Annotated in this window: 24 protein-coding genes; 15 read left to right on the plus strand and 9 right to left on the minus strand. The window is 74.0% G+C overall.

Features of this window, described 5'->3' with window-relative positions; genetic code table 11:
- Positions 1–70 precede the first annotated feature (70 nt).
- Entirely contained in the window at positions 71–598 is a 528-nt protein-coding gene (locus ACFYSC_RS04775) for a DUF6542 domain-containing protein (protein WP_389956694.1), read from the plus strand.
- A gap of 170 nt (positions 599–768) precedes the next feature.
- Here the strand turns inward: ACFYSC_RS04775 and ACFYSC_RS04780 are convergent, their stop codons facing one another.
- Positions 769–1,737 (minus strand): 4-hydroxy-3-methylbut-2-enyl diphosphate reductase, encoded by a 969-nt coding sequence (locus tag ACFYSC_RS04780; RefSeq protein WP_362943919.1) that lies wholly within the window; start codon positions 1,735–1,737, stop codon positions 769–771.
- 110 nt (positions 1,738–1,847) lie between these two features.
- Here ACFYSC_RS04780 and ACFYSC_RS04785 point away from each other — a divergent pair, with 110 nt between their 5' ends.
- The 3 genes from ACFYSC_RS04785 to ACFYSC_RS04795 all read left to right on the plus strand — a co-directional run bounded on the left by ACFYSC_RS04785 (position 1,848) and on the right by ACFYSC_RS04795 (position 4,751).
- The gene (locus ACFYSC_RS04785) at positions 1,848–3,146 is read left to right on the plus strand and encodes a hypothetical protein (RefSeq protein ID WP_389956696.1); all 1,299 of its coding nucleotides are present in this window, start codon (positions 1,848–1,850) and stop codon (positions 3,144–3,146) included.
- A gap of 26 nt (positions 3,147–3,172) precedes the next feature.
- A complete protein-coding gene (xseA, locus tag ACFYSC_RS04790) occupies positions 3,173–4,387 on the plus strand; it encodes an exodeoxyribonuclease VII large subunit (protein WP_362943923.1) in 1,215 nt (404 codons plus the stop codon).
- Between the two features lie 133 nt (positions 4,388–4,520).
- Positions 4,521–4,751: an exodeoxyribonuclease VII small subunit gene (locus tag ACFYSC_RS04795; protein WP_179825432.1), complete on the plus strand. Its 231-nt coding sequence runs from the start codon at positions 4,521–4,523 to the stop codon at positions 4,749–4,751.
- A 32-nt stretch (positions 4,752–4,783) separates the two neighbouring features.
- Here ACFYSC_RS04795 and ACFYSC_RS04800 read toward each other — a convergent pair whose 3' ends face one another.
- Positions 4,784–5,317 carry a DUF4245 domain-containing protein gene (locus ACFYSC_RS04800; RefSeq protein ID WP_389956700.1) on the minus strand — a complete coding sequence of 178 codons (534 nt, stop codon included), beginning with the start codon at positions 5,315–5,317 and terminating at the stop codon, positions 4,784–4,786.
- A gap of 173 nt (positions 5,318–5,490) precedes the next feature.
- A complete protein-coding gene (locus ACFYSC_RS04805; protein ID WP_389956703.1) occupies positions 5,491–6,108 on the minus strand; it encodes a TetR/AcrR family transcriptional regulator in 618 nt (205 codons plus the stop codon).
- Positions 6,109–6,239: 131 nt separating this feature from the next.
- On the opposite strand from ACFYSC_RS04805, the gene glpX reads away from it, so the two are divergent.
- A complete protein-coding gene (gene glpX / locus ACFYSC_RS04810) occupies positions 6,240–7,274 on the plus strand; it encodes a class II fructose-bisphosphatase (protein ID WP_389956706.1) in 1,035 nt (344 codons plus the stop codon).
- A 90-nt stretch (positions 7,275–7,364) separates the two neighbouring features.
- Here glpX and ACFYSC_RS04815 read toward each other — a convergent pair whose 3' ends face one another.
- The 6 genes from ACFYSC_RS04815 to ACFYSC_RS04840 form a co-directional block, all read right to left on the minus strand.
- On the minus strand, positions 7,365–7,967 hold the full coding sequence (locus tag ACFYSC_RS04815; RefSeq protein WP_389956709.1) for a DUF1707 domain-containing protein: 603 nt from the start codon (positions 7,965–7,967) through the stop codon (positions 7,365–7,367).
- Positions 7,968–8,076: 109 nt separating this feature from the next.
- Positions 8,077–8,262, minus strand: coding sequence for a hypothetical protein (locus ACFYSC_RS04820; protein WP_389956710.1), 186 nt, complete (start codon positions 8,260–8,262; stop codon positions 8,077–8,079).
- A complete protein-coding gene (gene iolB, locus ACFYSC_RS04825) occupies positions 8,262–9,080 on the minus strand; it encodes a 5-deoxy-glucuronate isomerase (protein ID WP_389956713.1) in 819 nt (272 codons plus the stop codon). Before iolB ends, ACFYSC_RS04820 begins: the two co-directional genes overlap by 1 nt.
- Entirely contained in the window at positions 9,077–9,385 is a 309-nt protein-coding gene (locus ACFYSC_RS04830) for a hypothetical protein (RefSeq protein ID WP_389956714.1), read from the minus strand. The genes iolB and ACFYSC_RS04830 overlap by 4 nt, the downstream gene beginning before the upstream one ends.
- On the minus strand, positions 9,382–10,296 hold the full coding sequence (locus tag ACFYSC_RS04835; RefSeq protein ID WP_389956716.1) for a TIM barrel protein: 915 nt from the start codon (positions 10,294–10,296) through the stop codon (positions 9,382–9,384). Before ACFYSC_RS04835 ends, ACFYSC_RS04830 begins: the two co-directional genes overlap by 4 nt.
- A gap of 288 nt (positions 10,297–10,584) precedes the next feature.
- On the minus strand, positions 10,585–12,159 hold the full coding sequence (locus ACFYSC_RS04840) for a PLP-dependent aminotransferase family protein (protein WP_389956719.1): 1,575 nt from the start codon (positions 12,157–12,159) through the stop codon (positions 10,585–10,587).
- Positions 12,160–12,226: 67 nt separating this feature from the next.
- On the opposite strand from ACFYSC_RS04840, the gene ACFYSC_RS04845 reads away from it, so the two are divergent.
- From ACFYSC_RS04845 to ACFYSC_RS04890, 10 genes are all read left to right on the plus strand, one after another.
- The gene (locus tag ACFYSC_RS04845) at positions 12,227–13,414 is read left to right on the plus strand and encodes a DMT family transporter (protein WP_389956722.1); all 1,188 of its coding nucleotides are present in this window, start codon (positions 12,227–12,229) and stop codon (positions 13,412–13,414) included.
- Positions 13,415–13,730: 316 nt separating this feature from the next.
- On the plus strand, positions 13,731–15,383 hold the full coding sequence (locus ACFYSC_RS04850; RefSeq protein ID WP_389956725.1) for a fumarate hydratase: 1,653 nt from the start codon (positions 13,731–13,733) through the stop codon (positions 15,381–15,383).
- 6 nt (positions 15,384–15,389) lie between these two features.
- Positions 15,390–15,818 carry a TIGR03668 family PPOX class F420-dependent oxidoreductase gene (locus tag ACFYSC_RS04855; RefSeq protein ID WP_389956728.1) on the plus strand — a complete coding sequence of 143 codons (429 nt, stop codon included), beginning with the start codon at positions 15,390–15,392 and terminating at the stop codon, positions 15,816–15,818.
- A 237-nt stretch (positions 15,819–16,055) separates the two neighbouring features.
- Positions 16,056–17,213 carry a serine/threonine-protein kinase gene (locus tag ACFYSC_RS04860; protein WP_389956731.1) on the plus strand — a complete coding sequence of 386 codons (1,158 nt, stop codon included), beginning with the start codon at positions 16,056–16,058 and terminating at the stop codon, positions 17,211–17,213.
- A gap of 35 nt (positions 17,214–17,248) precedes the next feature.
- Positions 17,249–18,964, plus strand: a complete 1,716-nt coding sequence (locus tag ACFYSC_RS04865; RefSeq protein WP_389956734.1) for a serine/threonine-protein kinase — start codon at positions 17,249–17,251, stop codon at positions 18,962–18,964.
- A gap of 132 nt (positions 18,965–19,096) precedes the next feature.
- Positions 19,097–19,510, plus strand: a complete 414-nt coding sequence (locus ACFYSC_RS04870) for a VOC family protein (RefSeq protein ID WP_389956736.1) — start codon at positions 19,097–19,099, stop codon at positions 19,508–19,510.
- A 184-nt stretch (positions 19,511–19,694) separates the two neighbouring features.
- A complete protein-coding gene (locus ACFYSC_RS04875; RefSeq protein WP_389956739.1) occupies positions 19,695–21,086 on the plus strand; it encodes a class II fumarate hydratase in 1,392 nt (463 codons plus the stop codon).
- A gap of 232 nt (positions 21,087–21,318) precedes the next feature.
- Positions 21,319–21,705, plus strand: a complete 387-nt coding sequence (locus ACFYSC_RS04880; RefSeq protein WP_389956741.1) for a tautomerase family protein — start codon at positions 21,319–21,321, stop codon at positions 21,703–21,705.
- Positions 21,706–22,002: 297 nt separating this feature from the next.
- Positions 22,003–22,746, plus strand: a complete 744-nt coding sequence (locus tag ACFYSC_RS04885) for a 3-hydroxybutyrate dehydrogenase (protein ID WP_389957927.1) — start codon at positions 22,003–22,005, stop codon at positions 22,744–22,746.
- Positions 22,747–22,930: 184 nt separating this feature from the next.
- Entirely contained in the window at positions 22,931–24,865 is a 1,935-nt protein-coding gene (locus tag ACFYSC_RS04890) for a helix-turn-helix domain-containing protein (protein ID WP_389956744.1), read from the plus strand.
- The last annotated feature ends 46 nt before the right edge of the window (positions 24,866–24,911 follow it).

A 24,911-nucleotide genomic window follows, 5' to 3' on the forward strand; every position in this document is an offset into this window, starting at 1 on the left:
AGGGACCCGGGGTCGAGGGAGCGAGTGTGAACGGTCGAGGCGACGGACGGCCGCCTGGCGGGGTGATCGTGTGAACGAGCGGGGGCGGGGCGGCGGCGTCCGCCTGACCGCCCGGGGCGCCGTGGTCTCCGTGCTGGCGTTCACACTGCTGGGCTGCCTCCTGCAGGCGCTGTTCGGGCCGCCCGCCCTGACCGGGGCGGCGTTCGTCGCCGGATGCGCCGTCGCGGTGGCCCTGGTGAACCGGCGCGACCTGCTCACCCTGGTGGTCTCGCCGCCGTTGGTCTTCTTCGCGGCGACGCTGCTCGCCGAGGCGGTCAGGTCCCTGGGGTCGGCCTCGCCGCTCCGGACGCTCGGCCTGGGCCTGTTCACCACGCTGTCGGCGGGCGCCCCCTGGCTGTTCGGCGGCTCGCTGCTGGTGCTGGCCGTCGCCTGGCGGCGCGGCCTGGCCGGATGCGTGCGGGAGCTGCGGGAGGAACTTCGGGCCGGCGGCCCCGCCACCGTCCCGCGCCCGCGCCGGGGCGAGGCCGGCGCCTTCGCACCCGAGCCCGAGGGCTACTTCGAGCCGAAGGTGTACGGCACGCCGCGCGAGGACGCCTGAGCCGCTCCCCCGAGCGGGCGTTCTCCGCGCGGGCGTTCTCCTGCGCGTCCGGGTGTTCCCGCGATTCCGTGCCCCGGGTGCTCGCGCGCCCGGTGGCCGCGGGGCTCTCCCGGACGGGGCCCGGCGGCCGCGCGCCCGCCGTACGGCGGGCGCGCGGGTGAGGCGCGGGATCAGACGCCGGCGCGGAGGTCCTTGCGCAGCTCGTGCGGGAGCGCGAAGCGGACGCTCTCCTGCACCGACTCGACCTCCTCGACGTCCGCGAAGCCGCGCTCGGCGAGGTGGGCCAGGACCTCGGTCACGAGCTCGTCGGGCACCGAGGCGCCGCTCGTCACGCCCACCGTGGTGACGCCGTCGAGCCACTCGTCCCTGATGAACGAGGCGTCGTCGACGAGGTGGGAGGCGTCGGCCCCGTGGTCGAGGGCGACCTCCACCAGCCGCTTGGAGTTGGAGGAGTTCTGGGAGCCGACGACGATGACGAGCTGCGAGGCGGCCGCGATCTCCTTCACCGCGACCTGGCGGTTCTGGGTGGCGTAGCAGATGTCGTCGCTCGGCGGGTCGATCAGGTTGGGGAAGCGCTCCTTCAGCCGCGTGACCGTCTCGGTGGTCTCGTCGACCGACAGCGTGGTCTGCGACAGCCACACGAGCCGGTCGGGGTCCTTGACCTCGACGGTGCCGACGGCGTCGAGTCCGTCGACCAGCCGGATGTGGTCGGGCGCCTCACCGGCGGTGCCCTCGACCTCCTCGTGCCCCTCGTGGCCGATGAGCAGGATGTCGTAGTCCTGGGAGGCGAAACGCCTGGCCTCGTTGTGGACCTTGGTCACCAGCGGGCAGGTGGCGTCGATGGTCCGCAGGCCGCGCTCGGCGGCCTCCCGGTGGACCGCCGGGGAGACCCCGTGGGCCGAGAAGACGACGATGGCGCCCTCGGGCACCTCCTCGGTCTCCTCGACGAAGATCGCCCCACGCTTCTCCAGCGTCCGGACCACGTGGGTGTTGTGGACGATCTGCTTGCGCACGTAGACCGGCGCGCCGTACAGCTCCAGCGCCTTCTCCACGGCCTGGACCGCACGGTCGACGCCGGCGCAGTAACCGCGCGGCCTGGCCACGAGGACGCGCCGAGTCGCGGGGGTCTCGAAAGTCATGTTCTCATGCTACGTGGAGCCACCGCCGGGCCCGCCCACCCATCGACGAACTCAGCCGACACAGGTCTTGCCAGACTATGTAGCCGGGAACAGACCTCCAGGGAGACGACATGACGGTCCCCAACATCATCCGAGATGTCACCAGAAAAGCCAAAGACCTGCCTCTTCACATGCTCCAGTCGGCGCTGAGCGGGGTCGGCCAGGCCCTGCTGCTCGGTGACCGCGTACGGAGCACGATCAAGCGGCTGACGAACCAGGAGGAGGCCGAGGAGCGGCGCGGACCGGCCGGGGAGGCCGCCGAGCCGGCGGGACGGACCGGGCAGGCCGGGCAGTCCGGGCTGGACACCGCGCGGGACGCCGACGAGGAGCCGCGCGAGAAGCCGCGCCGCGCGCCGGTCATCTTCGCCCCGCGTCAGGACGCCGCCGCGTCCCCGGCCGGGGAGACCGCCCCCGCCGAGGAGGCCAGGGCGGGGTCCAACGGCGCCAAGGCCCGCCCCGAGCCGGTCATCTTCGCCCCGGCCAAGTCCAGGACCGCCGAACCCGAGGCGGCCGGATCCGAGACCGCGAAGCCCGAGGCCAGGAAGCCCGAGCCCACCGGGACCGAGGCCACGGAGCCGGAGCCCGCGAAGCCCGAGACCGCCGAAGCCGAGGCCACGAAGCCGAAGGCCGACGAGCCGAAGGCCGCGAAGCCCAAGACCGCCAAGCCCGAGGCCGGCACTTCCGTCCCGGAGACCGCCGTGGCCGAGACCGCCGAGCCGAAGGCCGCGGAAGCCGCGGAGGCCGCGGAGGCCGAGGTGGCGGAGCCGGAGCCCGCCGCGCCCGAGGCCGCCGCGCCGAAGGCCGCGAAGCCCAAGGCGGCGAAGCCCAAGGCAGCGAAGCCTGCCAAGGACAAGACCGCCAAGCCGGCCAAGACCGCCAAGCCCAAGGCCGCCGAGGCCGGAGCCACCGAAGCCACCGAAGCCGCCGGAGCCGCGACCGCCACGCCGGACGCCGGGGAGAAGCCCGCCGCGACCACGGAGCCCGTGTCCGTCGAGCCCCCGGCCGCCGAGGCCGCCGAAGCCGTCAGGATCACCGAGGCCGCTGTCGCCGCGCCGCCGGCCGCCGAGGTCGAGGTCACCGAGGTCCGCGTCGCCGCCCCCGGCGAGGCCGACACCACCGTGGTCGAGGTCACCGGCACGAAGACCGCCCGGCCCGAGGGCGTCGAGCCGACGATCGCGGCCGTCGAGCTGCCCGAGGAGCCGATGCCCGGGTACGGCCGGCTGACGGTCGCCTCGCTGCGCGCCCGGATGCGCGGCAGGTCCGCCGAGCAGATCCGGCTGCTGCTGGACTACGAGCGGGCCACCACGGCCCGCCCGGAGGTCGTGCGGATGTACGAGAACCGCCTGGCCAAGCTGGCGGCCGCCGAGTAGGCGCCGGCGACGCGTAGGCTCCGGCCATGAGCTCGAAGACGACACCGGAGCAGCCGCTGCCGGTCCGCACGGTCCTGCAGATGGTCGGCGGCTGGATCGGCAAGCTCGGCACCGTCTGGGTCGAGGGCCAGATCACCGAGCTGACCGCGCGCGGCGGCACGGTGTTCCTGACGCTGCGCGACCCCGTGGCCAACATGTCGGCGCGGGTCACCTGCCCGCGCGGCGTCTACGAGGCGACGGTCCCCCGGCCGGTGGACGGCGCCCGGGTCGTCATGAACCTGAAGCCCGACTTCTGGGTCAACCGGGGATCCTTCGCGTTCACCGCGCTGGAGATGCGCCCGGTGGGCGTGGGCGAGCTGCTGGCACGGCTGGAGCGGCTGCGCCAGGTGCTCGCCGCCGAGGGCCTGTTCGGGGTGGACCGCAAGCGGAGGCTGCCGTTCCTGCCCGGCACGATCGGGCTGATCTGCGGCCGTGACTCGGCCGCCGAGCGTGACGTGCTGGAGAACTCCCGGCGCCGCTGGCCGGCCGTGCGGTTCAAGGTCGAGCCGGTGGCGGTTCAGGGGCCGTACGCGGTGACCGAGGTCACCGAGGCGCTGCGCAAGTTCGACGCGGACGGCGAGATCGACGTCATCGTGATCGCCCGGGGCGGCGGGTCCATGGAGGACCTGCTGCCCTTCTCCGACGAGTCGCTGGTCCGGGCGGTGTCGGCGTGCCTGACCCCGGTGGTCAGCGCGATCGGCCACGAGCAGGACAACCCGCTGCTCGACCTGGTGGCCGACGTGCGGGCCTCCACGCCCACGGACGCGGCCAAGAAGATCGTCCCGGATGTGGGAGAGCAGCTCACCCTCATCCGCCAGCTCCGCGACCGGGGGCGCCGGGTGACCGCCGGCTGGCTGGACCGCGAGACGGCCTGGCTGTCCGCGGTCCGCTCCCGCCCCTCGCTCGCCGACCCGGTCCGCGAGGTGGAGCGCCGGGCCGAGCAGGCCGAGCAGCTCAGGGAACGCGCCAGGCGCAGCCTGACCGCCTCCCTGGACCGGGCGGGAGACTCGCTGACGCACCTGCGGGCCCGCCTGGTCGCGCTGTCGCCCGCCGCGACCCTGGAACGCGGTTACGCGATCGTGCAGCGCCCCTCGGGCGACGTCGTACGGCTGGCCCGCGACACCGCCCCCGGCGAGGAGCTGACGGTCCGGTTCTCCGACGACCGGGTGGCGGTCCGGAGGGACGCGGAGCCGACCGGCTGACCACCGGACGGAACGGTTCCGGGGACGGCCCCGGGGCGGACCGGTGGCGCCGGAGCGGGCGTTCCGCCGCGGACGTGTCCGTGACGGCCGCGGGAGGACCGGGGAGCCGGGCCGTACGGCCTATGGTGGGTACGTGGCCGATGAGAAGACACCGTCGTACGAGCAGGCGCGCGAGGAGCTGACCGAGGTGGTCCGCCGCCTCGAGGCGGGCGGGCTGACGCTGGAGCAGTCGATCGAGCTGTGGGAGCGCGGCGAGAGGCTCGCGACCGTGTGCGAGGAATGGCTGCAGGGCGCGCGGGTGAAGCTCGCCGCCGCCATGGCGCAGCGCCGCCAGCCCGACCTGTCGGGCGACTCGCCCTTCTGATCTCCGGCCCCCCCGGCCTCGCCGGGAGCGCGTCAGGGGGTCGGCTTCGGCTGCTGCCTGAGGGAGGCGGCCAGGGCGGTCAGCTCGTCCCACTGGGCGGTGCCGGTGACGACGACGGTGGCGTCGGGCAGGAGCCGGACGAGGGAGCGCTGGTTCTTGTCCTCGCGGAAGCGCTGCTCCCAGGTCACGCCGCCGATCTGGATGTTCCCGGTGACCTCGGTGGTGCCGGCCATCCGGGAGGCGAAGCCGGCGGCGGGCTTCTCGTCGCTCTGGGCGAGCATCGCGTGGGAGCGGCGGGCGGTGGCGAACCCGAGCCGCCACGTCGTCACGCCCTTCTCCTGGGTCGCCCGCGAGCTGTTCGGGATCCAGCGGGCCGGCACCTGGGACGGCGCCCACACCTCGTACGGCGCGGAGCGGCGCAGGTTGGCCACGTCCATCGAGTAGTCGACCCTGGGGATGTGCTCGGTCCTGCTCTGCGGCGTGACCAGCAGGAAGAGGCCGACGGCCGCGAGGCAGACGAGCATCGCGAACGCGTAGCCGTAGAGACCCTGAGTGAACCGTCGCACGATTGTCGAGACTAGCCGCCCGGCGGGGCGGTCCGTTCTCCGGGGCGGGTACGGCGAGGCGTCCCGGAGCCTCCGGGAAGGCGCGTCCGCGTCCCCGAGCCGGGGACGCCCCCGGTCCTCCCGGGTGGCCGGCACCGCCGGGGCCACCGGAGGGGACGGCCCTCCGAGGAGGGTCAGGGGCGGCGGATCTGCCCGATGATGGCCAGTACGTTCTCGGCCAGCTCGCGGGAGGCGGCCTCGTCCTCCGAGAGGGCGACCTCCGACACGGCGGCGGCCAGCGCCCCGGTGAGGACCACCACCAGCGCGCCCTCGTCCCCGTCGAAGAGGGTGGCGTTGCGCTTGGCCCACTGGCGCAGCCGGTCGCGCATGACGACCTCGAAGCCGGGCGGCCCGTCGCCGCGCAGGAACAGCGCGGACAGCTCGCGTTCGGCCAGGCACCCCTCCAGGTAGGCGCGGGCCCCGGCGATGAACAGCCGCATCGGGTCGCTCTCGCCGCCGGCGCGGGCCTCCTGGACGGCCTGCCTGGTCCGCTGGGTCTGGCGGGTCTGGAACTCCTCGAACAGGGTCAGGTAGAGGTCGGCCTTGCCGGAGAAATGGTGGTAGAGGCTGCCGACGCTGGCCCCGGCCCGTCCGACCACGTCGGTGACCCCGGCCTCGGCGAAGCCGCTCTCGACGAAGGTCTCCCGCGCGGCCGCCAGGAGCGCGACGCGCGTGGCGGCGCCCCGCTCGGAGCCCCGCTGGGACGCGCCGGCCACCGGCCGTGCCGCGGGCCGTACCGTTTCGCCGCTCATCGATCACCTCTGTGGGAACCCCCGCTCTCGGGCGGGAGGTGGAGTCGGGACGGCACATTATCCTCCCCAGCCGGGCAGAAAAGGGGGACAACTACGATCGTTGTCGTAATCGACGAGAGGGGCCCTTCTCCATGTCCGACCAGATGTCCGTCCCCGCCGCACTCGCCACGGGTGAGCACGCGCCCGACCGCAACCTCGCCCTGGAGCTGGTCCGGGTCACCGAGGCCGCCGCGATGGCCGCCGCCCGCTGGGTCGGGCGCGGCGACAAGAACGGTGCCGACGGCGCCGCGGTGAACGCGATGCGCCAGCTGATCAACACCGTGTCGATGAGGGGCGTGGTGGTGATCGGCGAGGGCGAGAAGGACAACGCGCCGATGCTCTACAACGGCGAGGAGGTGGGGGACGGCAGCGGCGCCGAGTGCGACGTGGCCGTGGACCCGATCGACGGCACCCGCCTGACCGCCCTCGGCATGCCGAACGGGATCTCGGTGATCGCGGTCAGCGAGCGCGGCTCGATGTACGACCCCTCGGCCGTCTTCTACATGGACAAGCTCGTCACCGGCCCGGACGCCGCCGACGCGGTGGACATCGACGCGCCCGTGGCCGACAACATCGCCGCCGTGGCACGTGCCAAGGGCGGTGAGCCGTCGGACGTGACCGTGGTCATCCTCGACCGGCCCCGCCACGAGAAGATCATCAGGGAGGTCCGGGAGGCCGGCGCGCGGATCAAGCTGATCACCGACGGCGACGTGGCCGGCGCGATCATGGCCGTCCGCCGGGGCACCGGCGTGGACCTGATGCTCGGCATCGGCGGCACCCCCGAGGGCATCATCGCGGCCTGCGCGATCAAGTGCCTGGGCGGCGTCATCCAGGGCAGGCTGTGGCCGCAGGACGACGCCGAGCGGCGCCGGGCGCTGGACGCCGGCCTCGACCTGGACGCCAAGCTGACCACCGACGACCTGGTCAGGTCCGACGACGTGTTCTTCGCGGCCACCGGGATCACCGACGGCGAGCTCATGCAGGGCGTCCGCTACCACGGCAGGCACGCCGTGACCAACTCCCTGGTCATGCGGGGCCGGTCCGGCACGATCCGCAGGATCGAGAGCGAGCACCAGCTCTGGAAGCTGCGCGCCTACAGCGCGATCAACTTCGACAGCGCGAGCTGAGCCCGCCGCCGTCCGGGCCCGGTGTGAGCCGGACCTCGCACGGACCGGGCCGGAGCGGACCCGGCGACGGGATCGTGAGCGGCGGGGCCGTCAGCGGCGGAACCAGGAGCGTCGTGGGCGCTTGGGCGGCTTGGCCACGACGCTCCCCATGCCGACCATCCCGGTGATCTCGATGACCGGACCGCCGGGCGCGGGCGGCACCTGGTTGTGCATGCCGCCCATGACGGTCGAGGCGGCCATCTCGATCCGGACGCCCTCCGGGACGATCAGCGTGAGGGTTCCGCACAGCACCGTGGCCTGGACGGTGACGCGGCTCGACTGCAGCATGGCCTCGCGCAGGTCGAGCACGACGTTGGCGCAGATCGCGGTCGCGGGGAAGCGGGTGGGCACCACCCAGCGGCCCGAGCGCTCCTGTGAGCCGAAGAACGCCGTCACCGCGCGGATGTCGGTCCGCAGCGGCTGGGCCTCGGGGGGAAGCAGGTCGGCCGTGAGCGCGGTGAGCTCCCCGAGGGTGCTGGCCCGGTAGAGCGCCTCGACGCGCTCCTCGTGCTCGGCGGGGTCGAGCCGCCCGTCGGCGAGCGCGTCGCCGAGCACGGCGGCCACCCGCTCCCGGTCGGCGATGCCCGCCCGCAGGTCGCCGGGGCGAGGCTCTCCCCCGCGACCGGGGACGACCGGAGGCTGAGAACTTTCCACGCCTTCGACCCTAGCCGCCGCGACGGCCGGAGCGGGCGCGCGTCCGCCCCGGTCCTCAGAGGCCCGGTTCAGAGACCCGGTTCAGAGACCCGGTTCAGGGGCCCGGTCCTCAGAGGTAGGGGCGCCGGTCGCGTCTGGCGTCCTCGTAGCGCTCCCGCGCCGCCCGGGTCACCGGGTCCCGCGACACCTCGGCGACCGGGACGTCCCACCAGGCGGTGGTCTCCGGCGCCGGGCCGGGGACCGTCGCGAGGAACCGCACCAGCGCCTGCGCCACGATCAGCCGGACGGTGCTCATCACGGCGCCTTGGCCATCGGGACGCGCGGGTCGATCGTCTGCTCGGCCCAGGAGGAGCGGACCCAGGCGTGCCGGGGATCGTCGGCGCAGGCCATGGTCCGCTTCTCCGCGGGGCCGGCCAGCACGTTGAGGTAGTACAGGTCGTAGCCGGGGGCGGCCATCGACGGGCCGTGGTAGCCGCGCGGCACGAGCACCACGTCCCCGCCCGCCACCTCCGCCAGCGTCTCGTGACCGCCGTAGACCCGCTGGTAGCCGGGCCCGCCCTCGAAGTAGTAGATCTCCTCCAGCACCGCCTCGCGCGCCGAGGCGGTGTCGTGCTTGTGCGGCGGGTAGGACGACCAGTTGCCGCCCGGGGTCAGCACCTCCACCGCGACCAGCCTGTCGCATTCGAAGGCGTCGGGCGCGCAGAAGTTGTTGACCTGGCGGGTGGCCTGCCCGGCCCCGCGCACCTCGACGGGCACGTCGCGCGCCGCGCCGTACCGGACGGGGAAGCTGCGCCGCGCACGGGCGGCGGGGAACGCGAAACGGCCCGAGCCGGTGATCCGCACGCTCGCGCCGACGGGGAGGTAGACGAAGTCGCTGATCTCGGAGAAGACCGAGGTACGGCCGTGCAGGACGAACCGCGTCCCGTCGCAGCGGACCTCGCACGAGCCCGACAGCGGCAGGACCAGCATCTCCTCGTCGCCGGTGGAGAAGTCGACGCTCTCGCCGGACAGGCAGAGCACGCGGAGGCCGGCGTAGGTCCAGCCCGCCGTCTCCGGAGTGATCCACAGGGCCCAGGGGGACCGCGCCGTGCTGCCCGCCGGGACGAACGTCATGGCGCCTCCCCGGCCGGCGCCTGGGCGGCGGGCCCGGCGTGCGGCGTCCGGGCGGGCCCGGATCGGGTGTCGCGGTCGGGTCGCTCGCTCATCGGTGCAACCTCCAGCATTCCCACGGCCGTGTCCCCGGCCGCGGCCACGTCGTCATCGGAGGGGTACAGCAACGCGCGGCCGGTCACAAGCCCCCGCGCGCCGGGGAGCCGGAGCGCCGCGCGCCAGGCGGTGCGGGCCCGTTCGGGCGTTTCCCCCGGATCGCCGCCCGAAAGCGGCATCGGCGGCGTGGCGGCCCGCACGGCCTCGCTCACGGCCCTTCTTCCCCGGCGGCCGGCCCGCCGTCGAGGCCGCGCAGGTAGGCCAGGCTCTCCGCCATGTGCCGCCGGGGGGCGTCGTCGTCCTGGCCGAGGACGACGTCCTGCTCCAGGACGTACCACCCGTCGTATCCGGCGGCGGCCAGGCCCGTGACGACGCCCGCGACGTCCACATCGCCCCGGCCCAGGGGCCGGTACAGCCCTTCCCGCACCGCGCGGGCGTAGGGCGTCTCCCCCGCCCTGACCCGCGCGGCGAGACCGGCGTCGACGTCCTTGAGGTGCACGTGGGCGATCCGCCCGGCGGCCCGGGCGGCCACCCCGGCGGGGTCGGCGCCGCCGACGAGCAGGTGGCCGGTGTCCAGGCAGAGCGGCACGGCGCTGCCGTCGAGGACGCGCTCCACCTCCTCGGCACTCTCCACCACGGTCCCGACGTGCGGGTGGAGGGTCACCGTACGGCCGAACTCCTCCGCGGTCTTCATGATCCGCTTCAGGTTGGCCAGCAGGGTCTTCCAGCCCTGGGCGTCCGGGACGTGTCTGGCGTCGCGGCCCTGGGCGCCCGGGGCGTGCCTTTTGTCGTACCCCTCCTCGTCCGCGGCCGCGGCGAGCACGAGCACCTCCACGTCGCCGTCCCGGAACGCCCGCAGGGCGGCGCGCACCTCGGGGAGGGGGTCGTAGCGGGGTTCGTGCAGGACCACGGGGACGAACCCGCCGACGGCGCGCAGGCCGTACCCCTCCAGCATGGAGCGGCAGCGTGTCGGAGAGAGGGGCAGGAAACCGTAGGGCCCGAGCTCGGTGGCCGTCAGGCCGAGGTCCCGCATCTCGGCGAGCACCCGGGAACGGTCGAGCTGGCGGCCCCAGCCCGGGACCTCGCACACCCCCCACGAGATGGGGGCTCCGGCCGTCCTCACGGGGTCACCGCCGTTCCGCGCCGGGAACGCGCGACCGGGGGCACGGCGGGAAGCACGCCGGGCCGGCTGACGTACGGCAGAGCACCGCGCATGACGCCTCCGTGGGACAAGCCGCTGGAACTCCCGTTCTAGGCAAGGAATCCTGGTCAGTCAAGGTTTGTCAGGACATATCGATGATCCGTCGGCGCCGGACCGGTGGTCCGCCCGGGTTCCGCGGGGCTCGCGGGACCCGCGAAGCTTCCGAAACTCGTGGGTCCCGCGGGGTTCCCGGGTTCCTCCCGGGTTCTCTCAAGACTCCCGGAGCTCGCGGATCTCGTGGAGTTCCCGGGGCTCGTGGAGTTCCCGGGTCTCGTGGAGTTCCCGGGGCTCGTGGAGTTCCCGGGTCTCGTGGAACTCGTGGAGTTCCCGGGGCTCGTGGAACTCGTGGAGTTCGCGGGCGAAGGCCCGGACCGCCTCGGCCGCGCGGTGGGCCGGCAGCCGGGCGAACCCCATGACCAGCGCGGGCGGCCCCGGCGCGCGCCGCATCGGGCCCACCGGTTCGACGCCGAGGCCGCACCGCCCGGCGGCCTCGGCGGCCTGCCGCTCGTCCCAGTCGCCGGGCAGCTCGGCGAGCAGGTGCAGTCCCGCGGAGACGCCGCGCACCGTGACCTCGGGGAGGTGCCCGGCCAGCGCCCGGGTGAGGGCGTCGCGCCGGACGCGGTACTCCCGGCGCATCCTCCGCAGGTGCCGGTCGTAGCCGCCGTCACGGATCAGGTCCGCCAGCGCGTACTGCTCCAGGACCGGTGAGCCGAGGTCCAGCTCGCCGCGGGCCCGCCGTATCGACTCGGCGATCTCCGGCGGGGCCGCCACCCAGCCGAGGCGCAGGCCCGGCGCCAGCGACTTGCTCACACTCCCGGCCAGGACCACCCGGTCCGGGGCGAGCCCCTGCAGGCAGCCCACCGGGTCGCGGTCGAAGCGGAGCTCCGCGTCGTAGTCGTCCTCCAGGATCGTCGCCCCCGTCCCCGCGGCCCACTCGATCAGCTCGGCGCGGCGGCGGGGGGAGAGCACCACACCGGTGGGGTACTGGTGGGCGGGGGTGAGCAGCACCGCCCGCGCGCCGGTGGCGGCCAGGGCGCGGACGTCGACGCCCTCCTCGTCCACCGGCACCGTGACCAGGTCGGCCCCTGCGGTGTGCAGCAGAGGGAGCTGCCGCAGGCTGGCCGGGTCCTCGACGGCCAGCCGGATCCGGCCCGGGGGCGGCTCCGGGCGCGTGGCGCGGTCGGCGAACCAGGCCAGGTCACGCCCGGCCCTGCCGTCGGGCGGCGGTCCGGCCAGGGCCCGGACCGTGAGGCTCAGTCCCTGGGCCACCCCGCCCACGATCATCAGGTTCTCCGGGCGGACGTCGGCCGCCCGGACCCGTCCCAGGTAGGCGGCCAGCTCCTCGCGCAGTTCCCGGACGCCGCCGGGGTCGCCGTAGTCCAGCGCGTCGGCGGGCAGCGTGGCGAGCGTCCGCCTGAGCGCGGCGAGCCACCGTTCCCGGGGAAAGGATCCCAGGTCGGGAATGGTGGAACGGGGACCGTAGTACGGTTCCGCGGCCGGCGCAGGAAGGTCGCGGGCCTCCTCGTCGCCCGCCCGGCCCGCCGCCGGGGCCACGCTGGTGCCCACGCCGACCCGGGAGACCAGGAACCCCTCCGCGACGAGTTGCTCGTATGCCTCCACGACCACGCCGCGCGACAGCCCGAGGTCCCTGGCCAGTTCGCGGCTGGCCGGCAGCCGCTCTCCCGGGGCGAGCCGGCCCCGCCGTACGGCCTCGCGCAGTTCACGGGCGATCTGGCCGGTGATCCCGCCCGCCGCGCGGTCGATGGTGAGGTGCAGATCGGCCAATTGGTCCTCATTCTTACAGCTTCATTGGACCCTTCACGGGGACCATTGGCTCCATAGCATTCACCGCGTGAAAGCGGATGTCACCTTCACCGGCCGCGCGGCCCGCCGGGGAGGATCAGGAGGCGGGGCCGGAGACGGCGCCGGGGGCCCGGCGGGAGGCCGTACGGCGTCCCGGGGAGGGCCGGTCGGCCGGGGACGCCGGGAGATGCGCGGCCCGGTGCAGGCCGCCACGGGGATGTTCATGGTCGGCACCCTGGCCGGGGTGTCCGAGGCGATCGGCGGTTACCCGGTCTACGGCGGCCAGGCGCTGCGTTACCTGGTGGCCGCCGTGCTGCTGTTCGCCGTCGCCCGCGCGTCCGGCCTGCGGTTCCTGCGGCCCCGCCCCCGGGAGGCGGCCCTGCTGGTGGCGCTGGCGCTGTTCGGGCTGGCCGCCTTCAACGTGTGCCTGAGCGAGGCCGCCCGGCACGGCGGGCCGGCGCTGGCCGGGACCGTCCTCGGCATGTCCCCGATCGTCATGGCCCTGATCAGCGGGCGGCCGTCGCCGCGGACGGTCGGGGCGGCCACGGTGGTGGCCGCGGGGGCCGTCCTCGCCACCGGGCTGGGCAGCGGCGACCTCCCCGCCCTGCTGTGGTCGCTGGCGGCGCTGGGCTGCGAGGTGTCCTTCACGCTGCTGGCCGTGCCGCTGCTGCCCCGGTTCGGGGCGGTGCGGGTGTCGGCCTACTCGTCGGCGCTGGCCGTGCCGCTGCTGGCCGCCGCCGGATGGCTCGCGGACGGCACGGCGATGCTGCGCGTGCCGTCCGCGGCGGAGGCAGCGGGTCTCGCGTACCAGGCGGTGCTCGTGACCACCGTCGCGTTCCTCCTCTGGTACGGCGCGCTGCCCCGTCTCGGGCCCGGGACCGCCGGGCTGTTCGCCGGGATGATGCCGGTCGGCGCCATCGTCGCGGGCACCGTGCTGGGCCTGGGCGCGCCCACGCTCCCCGACCTGGCCGGGGCTGCGCTGGTGGTCGCCGGGATCGCGATCGGGCTCGGCGGACCGCGCCGGTCTCCCGTCACCTCCCCGCGCGACGCCCTCACCGGCCCTTCACCCGGCCCCGGCGGGCCGTACGGCGGGGCGCTCAGTGGGGCTGGCGGCTCTTCGCCCGCGGCAGGCTCGCCCGCCGCTGGTGGGGCAGCTTCACCCGCTGCTGCGGCAGCTCCGTGGGAGGCTCCGGCCAGCTCACCGGCCACTGAGGCGTCTGCCCGCCGTCTTCCCTGATGTTCCGGAGCGTGATGGCGATCAGCGACACGGCGAGGCCGGCGACGATGATGAGAGCGACGATCGCGAGCATAACGATGTGTCCGGTAGTCATGACGGCCCTCGGCTTTCCACCGGGTCCCTGACCCGGCCTCATCTCTTAGCTTCTCTCGTTTTTTCGGACATATAAGGACAAGAGACGTCATAAGCCGCTAATGGTTCATTAAATGACTTATTTCCTTTCGTGTCGTCCGCCCACCCGGGTGGAGCGCCCGGCACGAGGGCTTACCCTCTAGGGGCACCGGAAGCAGCCACGCGGCACGGAGGATCAAAGACGATGCCCGAGTTCGACTACACCGACCTGCTCCCCCTGGGACCGGACGAGACCCCGTACCGGCTGATCGGCACCGACGGGGTGCGCGTGGTCGAGGCCGCGGGCCGCAGGTTCCTGGAGGTCGACCCCGAGGCGCTGCGACTGCTGACCGAGACCGCGATCCACGACATCTCCCACTACCTGCGGCCGTCCCACCTCGCCCAGCTCCGAAAGATCATCGACGATCCGGAGTCCAGCGGGAACGACCGCTTCGTCGCCCTCGACCTGCTGAAGAACGCCTCGATCTCGGCCGGCGGGGTGCTGCCGATGTGCCAGGACACCGGCACCGCGATCGTGATGGGCAAGCGCGGCCGCCACGTGCTCACCGACGGCGCCGACGCCGAGCACGTCTCACGCGGCGTGTACGACGCCTACACCCGGCTGAACCTGCGCTACTCCCAGATGGCACCCCTGACCATGTGGGAGGAGAAGAACACCGGCTCCAACCTCCCCGCCCAGATCGAGCTGTACGCCGAGGACCCGCACGGCCACCCCGACGAGTACAAGCTGCTGTTCATGGCCAAGGGCGGCGGCAGCGCCAACAAGTCGTTCCTGTACCAGGAGACCAAGGCCGTCCTCAACGAGAAGCGGATGCTCGCCTTCCTGGAGGAGAAGATCCGCTCCCTCGGCACGGCCGCGTGCCCGCCGTACCACCTGGCGATCGTCGTCGGCGGCACCTCCGCGGAGTTCGCGCTGAAGACGGCCAAGTACGCCAGCGCCCGCTACCTCGACACCGTCCCCACCGAGGGATCCCCCAGCGGCCACGGCTTCCGCGACCTCGACCTGGAGGCCAAGGTCTTCGAGCTGACCCAGAAGCTGGGCATCGGCGCGCAGTTCGGCGGCAAGTACTTCTGCCACGACGTCCGCGTCATCCGCCTCCCCCGCCACGGCGCCTCCTGCCCGGTCGCCATCGCGGTCTCCTGCAGCGCCGACCGCCAGGCCCTGGCCAAGATCACCCCCGAGGGGATCTTCCTGGAGCAGTTGGAGACCGACCCCGCGCGGTTCCTGCCGGACACCACCGACGAGCAGCTCTCCGACGACGTGGTGAGCATCGACCTCAACCGCCCGATGCCGGAGATCCTCGCCGAGCTGAGCAGGTACCCGGTCAAGACCCGCCTCTCGCTGACCGGCCCCCTGGTCGTGGCCCGCGACATCGCACACGCCAAGATCGCCGAGCTCCTCGACGACGGCGGCGAGATGCCGCAGTACATGAAGGACCACGCGGTCTACTACGCCGGCCCCGCCAAGACCCCCGAGGGCTACGCCTCCGGCTCCTTCGGCCCCACCACGGCCGGCCGGATGGACTCCTACGTCGAGCGCTTCCAGGCCGCCGGCGGCTCCATGATCATGCTTGCCAAGGGCAACCGCTCCAAGCAGGTCACCGACGCCTGCAAGGCCCACGGCGGCTTCTACCTCGGCTCCATCGGCGGCCCGGCCGCCCGCCTCGCCCAGGACTGCATCAGGAAGGTCGAGGTTCTGGAGTACCCCGAGCTGGGGATGGAGGCGGTCTGGCGGATCGAGGTCGAGGACTTCCCCGCGTTCATCGTGGTGGACGACAAGGGAGACGACTTCTTCGCCGACACGACCGGCCCCGTCCTGTCCATCGGCCGCCGCTGACCGCCGATGGACGCGGGTGAGGCCAGGGAGAGGTTCCGGACGGCCAGGGTCGCCCGGCTGGCCACCGCCGACGCCCGCGGCACGCCCCACCTCGTGCCGGTCACCTTCGAGGTCGACGGCGACGTGATCGCGTTCGCCGTCGACCACAAGCCCAAGCGCACCACGGACCTGCGCCGGCTGCGCAACATCGCGGCCAACGACCGGGTGTGCCTGCTGGCGGACCACTACGACGACGACTGGTCGCGGCTGTGGTGGGCGCGCGCCGACGGGCGGGCCCGGATCGCCGGCGAGGGCGCCGAGCGGGAGCGGGCGCTCGCCCGGCTCGCCGCGCGCTACCCGCCGTACCGCGACCGCCCGCCGGAGGGGCCCGTGGTGGTCGTCGAGGTGGACCGCTGGTCGGGGTGGTCCTACGCGGCGGGCGCGGGGCCGTCCTGAGCGCCCCGTCCCCGGAAGGCGGCGGCCGCGGCCCGGCGTCATGCGCGCCGGGTATGGCCGTCACCCGTAAAGCCGGAACGCGCGTCTGAATACACGGGAAACCGGGAAGCCGGACGGGCGGCGGAGGTCACCGAGTGTTTATCGACCATGACGAGTACGAAAATCTGACAGAAGATCGCAAGAAGTTTCGGCCCGGTGTCTACAGGTCTCAATACGCAAATCGGTAAGCTGCCAATCATGCGTGCGCCCTCCGGATACCTTCTCGCAGCGCGCTACCGGCTGGCGGAGCCGGTCGGGCGCGGCGGCATGGGCACCGTCTGGCGCGCGCACGACGAATGGCTCGACCGGGAGGTGGCGGTCAAGGAGGTGCGGCTGCCCCTGGTCCTCGACGAGGACCTCCGGGCCGAGCTGTGCACCAGGACCGAGCGCGAGGGGCGGGCCACCGCGATGGTCGCCCATCCGTCGGTGATCACGGTCTACGACGTGGTGACGGAGGACGAGCGCCCCTGGATCGTGATGGAGCTGCTCCGCGCCAGGTCGCTGGAGCAGCTCCTTCAGGATCACGGCCCGCTCCCGCCCCGCCAGGTCGCCGAGATCGGGCGGCAGGTCCTCGGCGCGCTGCGCGCCGTGCACGCCAAGGGCATCCTGCACCGCGACGTCAAGCCCAGCAACGTCCTGGTGACGCCCGAGCGGGCGGTGCTCACCGACTTCGGCCTGGCCGCGCTGGAGGGGGACGTGCCGATCACCCAGGCGGGCATGGTGCTCGGCTCGGCCGGATACATCTCCCCCGAGCGCGTCCTGGGCGCCAAGGCCAGCCCGGCCGCCGACCTGTGGTCACTGGGCGCGACCCTCTACACCGCCGTCGAGGGACGCGGCCTGCACGGACGCCGTACGGCCGCCGCCGCGCTGGCCGCGCTCACCAGCGGCGAGCCGATCCCGATGGAGAAGGCCGGGCCGCTGACCCCGGTGCTGCGCGGCCTGCTCGCCATCGACCCGGCGACCCGGCTCGACGCGGTCCGTGCCTCGCTGCTGCTCGCCCGGGTGGCGGCCGGCGGGGTGGTGGAGGAGCCGATCCCCCGCCCGCTGCGGAACGGCACGACGATCACGGTGCCGTCGTTCAACCGCCGTCCGCAGCACCGCGGGCTGCACCGGGTCGGCCCGCAGAGCGCTCCCCCGTCGTTCGTGCCGCCGCCGGGCCCGTTCCAGGCCCCCGCCGCGCCGACCCCGACGCCGACGGGGCCGCTGCGGGGCCACCGGCGTCCGGCCGAGGGCGTGCACCGCAAGCCGGTGGAGCGGCTTCCCGCCCCGCAGCCGTTCGGGCCGATCCTGACGCCGATGATCAGGCTGATGCTGCCGCGTCTCCTCTGGCCGAAAAAGCTTCGCAAGCGCGGGTAAAGCGATCTACAACCAACAATCGCTATCTTCTTCTCATGCCGGAACAGCAGAGGCGCCTGCTCGCGAACCGCTACGAGCTGATCGCTCCGATCGGCCGGGGCACGATGGGCACGGTGTGGCGGGCCTACGACCGTTCCCTCGGGCGCGAAGTCGCGATCAAGGAGATCCGGCAGGAGCGCGGTCTCAGCGACGCCCAGCGCGCCGAGCTCCGGGAGCGCATGATCCGCGAGGGCCGTACGGCCGCCCGCATCGGCCACCCCTCGGTGGCCACCGTCCATGACGCGATCATCGAGGGCGACAGCCCCTGGATCATCATGGAGCTGGTGCACGCCCGTTCCCTGGAGCAGGTGATCGAGGAGGAGGGACCGCTGCCGCCCAGGCTCGTCGCCGAGATCGGCGTCGACCTCCTCGGGGCGCTGCGCGCCGCTCACGCCCAGGGGGTGCTGCACCGCGACGTCAAGCCCGGCAACGTGCTGCTCACCGAGAGCGGCCGGGTCGTGCTCACCGACTTCGGCATCGCCAAGGCCGAGGGGGACGACAGCCTCACCAGCACCGGCATGGTCATCGGCTCGCCGGGATACACCCCGCCGGAGCGGGCACGCGGCGAGTACACCGGTCCGGAGTCCGACCTGTGGTCCCTGGGCGCCACGCTGTACTTCGCGGTGGAGGGCAGGCCCGCCTACGAGCGGTCCTCGGTGTCGGAGACCCTGGCCGCCCTGATGACCGACCGGGTCGATCCGCCGGTGCTGGCCGGGCCGCTGCGGCCCGTTCTGGAGCGGCTCCTGGAGCGCGACTTCCGCGCGCGGCCCGAACCGGGCAGGGCGATGGCGATGCTCCGCGCCGTGGCCGACGCCCCCGCGGGCCCGGCGGCCCCGGGCGCCGGGCATCCCGCCTCGCCGGACGAGATCCCCTCCACCGGCACGTTCGCGGCACGGCCCGTCCCCTCCGCGCCGCCCGCGCCGCACCCCTCCGCCTCCCCCGTTCCCCAGCCCACCGCTTTCCGGGCCCCGGAGCCGAGCCCGCATCCGGCCCCGCAGCCCCCGCGGCCCTCGCCGCAGCCCCCGCGGCCGCCGCAGTCAACGGAGCCTCCGCGGCCGCCCGGGACCGCCGCGCCGAAGACCGGGCGCCCGGCCACGCCGCCGTACGGTCTCCCGGCCTCCCGGCCCGCCGCGTCCGGTGCCGCACCGTCCGCCCCCTCCGCACCCGGCGGCGCGTCCCCGGCGCCGCGGGGCCCGGCGGGCACGCCTCCCGGTGAGGACGGGGAGTTCGACGCCGACCGGACCATGGTGGTCGCCCGCCCGCAGGGGGGCCTCCGCCTGCCCGCCCGCGACCAGGCGCTCGGCTCCCATGACCGGCCACCCGGCGGGCCCGGGACCGCGTCTCCGGCCCGGGGGCCGTCTTCGGCACAGGCTTTCCCACCCCGTGCCCCGGCGGCGCCGGGACCGGCGAACGAGGGCGCCGCGGACACCCGCATGCTGCCCCCCGTCGGGGCGCACGGCGATCCCGGCGGACCCGGAGCGCCCTGGGACCACGCGCGGGGCCCCGGAGCCGCCCCCGGGGCCCGGCTCACCGGTGACCAGCTCCGCTCCCACGGGCTGGGCACCGACCTGTTCGCGATCGCCGGGCAGGGCGGCAAGGGCGTGCAGAACACCACACCGCCCCGTACCCGCATCGGCCTGATCGCCCTCCTGGGGATCGCCGCCGTCGCGCTGATCGTGATCATCATCATGGCGGTGGCCGCCTTCGCCTGACGCACCGCCTTCACGGGCATCCGGCGGCCCGCGCCAAGCACCGCCTTCACGGACACCCGGCGACCGGTGTCCCGCCGAACCGGTCAGGAATCGAGAAGTCCCGGAGGGATCGCCGGCCATAGCGTGATCGGCATGGAACTCACCCTGCACTACTGCTACATCACCGTCGACGACGCCGAGAAGGCGCTCACCTTCTACCGGGACGCGCTCGGCCTGGAGGTCCGCAACGACGTCGCGTACGGGAAGGCGCGCTGGCTGACCATGGGCCCGCCGTCGCAGCCGGACGTCAACGTCGTCCTGGAGACCCTCGAGGCCGACCCGAACGCCGACCCGAAGGACGTCGCCGCGCTGGGCGACCTGCTCGCCAGGGGCCTGCTGCGCGCCGTCGTCTTCGCCACCCCGGACTGCGACGCCGTCTTCGAGGAGGTCCGTGCGTCCGGCGCCGAGGTCGTCCAGGAGCCGATCGACCAGCCGTACGGCGTCCGCGACTGCGCCTTCCGCGACCCGGCGGGCAACATGATCCGCTTCCAGCAGCCGAAGGGCTGACGCGGCGGCACCGCCGTACGGAGACGCGGCGGCGCCGGCGGGGGTCGGCGCCGCCGCACGGACGACCGGCGCCGCACGCACGGACGGTCGGACGGTCGGTCGGTGCCGGCCGATCCGGAGCCGGAGTGGTTCGTCCGGAGGATGCTGAATTACGGCTTTATCCGGCAGGACGCAGACTGGACCCATGACCGAATACCGGATCGAGCACGACTCGATGGGCGAGGTACAGGTTCCGGCGGACGCGAAGTGGCGGGCGCAGACACAGCGGGCGGTGGAGAACTTCCCGATATCCGGGCGGGGGCTGGAGAGCCCGCACATCGCCGCCCTCGGCCTGATCAAGGCGATCGCCGCCGAGGTCAACGCCGAACTCGGGGTCCTGGAGAAGGACCTGGCGCAGGCGATCGCCGAGGCGGCCACCGACGTCGCCGAGAACGAATGGGACTCCGAGTTCCCGATCGACGTCTTCCAGACGGGCTCCGGCACCTCCTCCAACATGAACGCCAACGAGGTGATCGCCACCCTGGCCGAGGAGCGGCTGGGCCGTCCGGTCCATCCCAACGACCACGTCAACGCCTCGCAATCGTCCAACGACGTCTTCCCCACCTCCATCCACGTCGCCGCCGCGACCGAGGTGACCTACCACCTGATCCCCTCGCTGCGGCACCTGGCCACCGCGCTGCGGAGCAAGTCGCTGGAGTTCGAGGGCGTGGTCAAGTCCGGCCGCACCCACCTGATGGACGCCACGCCGGTCACCCTCGGCCAGGAGTTCGGCGGGTACGCCACCCAGATCGACAACGCCGTCGCCCGGGTGCGCTCGGCCATCCCGCACCTGGTTCAGCTCCCGCTGGGCGGCACGGCCGTCGGCACCGGGATCAACACCCCGCCCGGCTTCGTGCCCAAGGTCATCGAGAAGCTCCGGGAGGCCACCGGGCTGCCGTTCTCCGAGGCTCCCGACCACTTCGAGGCCCAGGGCGCGCGGGACGCGATCGTGGAGCTCTCCGGCCAGCTCCGTACGGTCGCCGTCTCGCTCAACAAGATCGCCAACGACCTGCGGTGGATGGGCTCGGGCCCCAGGGCCGGCCTCGGCGAGATCGACCTGCCCGACCTCCAGCCGGGATCGTCGATCATGCCGGGCAAGGTCAACCCGGTGATCCCCGAGGCGACGCACATGGTCGCCGCCCAGGTCATCGGAAACGACGCGGCGATCGCGTTCGCCGGGGCCTCGGGCAACTTCGAGCTCAACGTGATGCTGCCGGTCATCGCCCGCAACATCATGGAGTCCATCCGGCTGATCGCCAACGTCTCCCGGCTGCTGGCCGACCGGTGCGTCCAGGGCGTCACGGCCAACGCCGACCGGATGCGCGAGTACGCCGAGTCGTCCCCGTCGATCGTCACGCCCCTCAACCGGTACGTCGGCTACGAGGAGGCGGCGAAGATCGCCAAGCAGGCCCTCGCCGAGCGCAGGACGATCCGCGAGGTCGTCGTCGAGCGCGGCCACGTCGCCTCTGGCGCCGTCACCGAGGAACAGCTCGACGACCTGCTGGACGTGCTGTCCATGACCCGGCGACCGTCCTGACGCGGCTCCCCCGCCGGAGACCGGGGAGCCGCGGGGGCTCCTGAGGGTCATGGGCGGAGCGGACGGCGACGCGGCGGCGGACGACCCGCGCCCGGCGCCCCGGGTACGGTCAGGCCGTCAGGCCGTCAGGCGGCCGGGGACGCCGTGGGAGACGCGGGAGACATGGAAGACTCGGTGTCCCCGATTCCGCCCCGGACGGACGTCCGGGGCCTCCCCGCAGGAGAATCGAACCATGGCACAGGTCAAGTTCTACGGCCGCCGCGACGTCTGGGCCGACCGGCGCCGGGAGCTCTCCGACACCGTCCACGGCTGCCTGACGGAGGCGTGGAAGCTCCCCGCGGAAAAGCGGTTCCACCGGTTCCTGCTGCTGGACGCCGAGGACATGGTCTGTCCGCAGCGGAGCGAGCGGTATCTCATCGTGGAGATCATCTGCTTCGAGGGCCGCTCCCCGCAGGCCAAGCGCGACCTGATCCGCACCCTGTTCGCCAGGGCGCGGGAGGTCCTCGGCCTGCCGTCCGAGGACCTGGAGATCGTGCTCCTGGAGGCGCCGCAGGTCAACTGGGGCATCCGGGGCCTGCCGGGCGACGAGCTGGCGCTGACCTACCCGGTCACCGTCTGAGGACCGGGCGGCGGTCGCGACACCGATCCGCCGGTCACCGCCCGACGGCCGTCCCGGACGGGCAGGCGAACCGCCGGGGGCCGTCCCGGACAGGGAGGCGGGCCACCCGGCGACCGCCCTACGCCTCCGGCCGAACGGGTGGACCGCCGGCGGCCGTCCCGCGCCGCCCGCCCCGGCCGGGCGGGTGGACCGCCCGGCACCCCGGGGGACCCGCGACGCACACATAGCCGACCATGGGACTATGGCGACCGCGTACATGGGCCGGTGTTCGGCCGATTGCATACATTCGGCGGCATGATGGACCTGACAGGACGCCGGGCCGTGGTGACCGGGGCGGGCAGCGGGATCGGGCGTGCCTGCGCACACCGCCTGGCCGCCGCCGGGGCGCACGTGGTGGTGGTCGACATGGACGCGGAGGCCGCCGCGAAGGTGGCCACGGAGGTGTCCGGCACGCCGGTGGTCGCGGACCTGTCGGCCCCGGACTTCACCGACGCCCTCCCCCCGGGCACGGACATCGTGGTCAACAACGCGGGCTTCCAGCACGTCGCGCCGATCGAGGACTTCCCGCCGGAGGTCTTCTCCAAGATCATGAAGGTCATGGTCGAGGCCCCTTTCCTGCTGGTCAGGTCGGTCCTGCCGGGGATGTACGAGCGCGGCTGGGGCCGGATCGTCAACATCTCCTCGATCCACGGGCTGCGCGCCTCGCCGTACAAGGCGGCGTACGTCACGGCCAAGCACGCGCTGGAGGGCCTGTCGAAGGTCATCGCCCTGGAGGGAGCCCCGCACGGGGTCACCTCCACCTGCGTGTGTCCCGCCTACGTCCGCACGCCGCTGGTCGAGAAGCAGGTCGACGCCCAGGCCGAGACGCACGGGATCGGCAGGGACGAGGTGATCGAGAAGATCATGCTGGCCCCTGCCGCGATCAAGCGGCTGATCGAGCCGGAGGAGGTGGCCGAGCTGGTCGCCTACCTCTGCGGCCCGCACGGTTCGTTCCTCACCGGGGTGTCCCTGCCCGTCGACGGCGGCTGGACCGCCCACTGACCCCCGGCCCGTGCGGGGCGCGGGCCGGGCACCACCGCGCGCCCGCGGCGCGGGGACGGCCGGCGGGCCGCTCCCCGCACCCGGCGGGCCGCTCCCCGCACCCGGCGGATCGCTCCCCGTGCCCAGCGGTGAGCGATACCGGGGCAGATCGGGATAGATAGGAAGCGCCGCGACAATGGAGGGTATGAACGTAGGGATCTACCTCGAACTGCTGGCCAGGGAAGCGTCGTCGGTCGAGTTCGAGGGGCCCATCCTGGCCGCCCGCGCCGCCGGGGTGGACGCGGCCACGCTCGCCGAGCTGGAGGACGCCAAGCTCACCGCGCTGAAGGTGCGGGCGCAGCTGTGGCGCCGGGCCCGGCGGGAGGCGGAGCTGGCCGCCCTGTTCGACACGGCGAGCGACCTGGCGGGACTGCGCGACCTCGACGCCGTGCTGGAGGCGATCGTGCGCCGGGCCCGGCAGCTCCTGGGCACCGACGTCGCCTACATGACACTGATCGACCCCGAGCGGGGCGACACCCGGATGCGGGTGACCGACGGCTCGGTGTCGGCGAAGTTCCGCAACGTGCGGCTGGCCATGGGCGCCGGTCTGGGCGGGCTGGTCGCCCAGACCGCCACGCCGTACGCGACGGCCGACTACTTCTCCGACGAGCGGTTCAACCACAAGGCGCACATCGACGAGGCCGTCCACGACGAGGGCCTGGTGGCCATCCTCGGCGTTCCGCTGAAGCTGGGCGCGCGGGTCATCGGCGTGCTGTTCGCCTCCAACCGGAGCGTGCGGCCGTTCACCCAGGACGAGGTGGTGCTGCTCGGCTCACTGGCCGCGCACGCGGCGGTGGCCATCGACAACGCCCGGCTGCTGCAGGAGACCCGGAACGCCCTGGAGGAGCTCAGCGAGGCCAGCCGGCAGGCCAAGGCGCACGGCGAGGCGGTGGAGCGGGCCGCGCTGGCGCACGACCGGATGGCCGGGCTGGTGCTGCGCGGCGGCGGGGTCCGGGACGTCGCCGCCGTGGTCACCGAGGTGCTCGGCGGCTCGCTGGTCGTCCTGGACGAGACCGGGCAGGCGATCACCGGGGACGTCGGCGCGCTGGACCCGGGCGAGGACGCGCTCGATCAGGGGACGGGCGGGTCCGGGAAGGGCCCGGCGCGCGGCGGGCGGGCGGCCGGGACCACCGCGGAGGCCATCGCCGAGGCCGCGCGGTCGTCGCGGGCGCTGGGCCGTACGGTCCGCAAGGGCAACCTGCTGGTCGCCTCGATGGACGTCGGCGGCGAGCCGCTGTGCACGCTGGTGCTGCGGCACGAGGACCCGGTGGCCGACACCGACCAGCGCATCCTGGAGCGGGCCGCGCTGGTCACCGCGCTGCTGCTGCTGTCACGGCGCACCGCCGCCGAGGCCGAGGGCCGGGTCAGGGGCGAGCTGCTGGACGACCTGATCTCCCGGCCCGGCCTGGACGGCCTGGCGCAGCGGGCCCGGCGGGTCGGGGTCGACCTGAACGCCGACCACGTGGTGATCGTGGTCCGCCACGGCGGGGGGCGCGAGCGCGCCGCGTTCTGGGCCTCCTCCCAGGCCACGCTGAAGGGCGGCCTGGCCGCCCTGCGGGGCGACGAGGTGGTTCTGCTGCTGCCCGGCGACCGGCCCGGCCCCCTGGCCAGACAGGTGGCGTCCGAGCTGAGCGCGTCCCTCGGCCGCCCTGCCACGGCGGGCGCCGCAGGCCCCGTGCGCGGCTCGGAGCCGATCGCCGCCGCCCACGGCGAGGCGCAGCGCTGCGCCGACGCGCTGCTCGCGCTGGGCCGGACGGGGGACGGCGCGAGCGCCGCCGAGCTGGGCTTCGTCGGGCTGCTCGTCGGCGACGGGCACGACATCGAGGCGTTCCTGACCTCGACGCTCGGCCCGGTGCTCACCTACGACGCGCGCCGGGGGACCGCCCTGGAGCGCACGCTCACCGCCTACTTCGCCTCCGGGGGCTCGCTGTCGCGCACCGCGGAGGCCCTGCACATCCACGTCAACACCGTCACCCAGCGGCTGGACCGGATCGGCCGGCTCCTCGGCGCGGGCTGGCAGGACCCCGACCGGGCGCTGGAGATCCAGCTCGCCCTGCGCCTCCACCGCCTCAGCAACTGACCCGCGGCCCTTTCCCGCGGCCCGGCGACCGGTCGGACCCGCGGCC

Origin of the sequence: Streptosporangium sp. NPDC004379, from assembly GCF_042873875.1 — a bacterium.
GTDB lineage: Bacteria > Actinomycetota > Actinomycetes > Streptosporangiales > Streptosporangiaceae > Streptosporangium.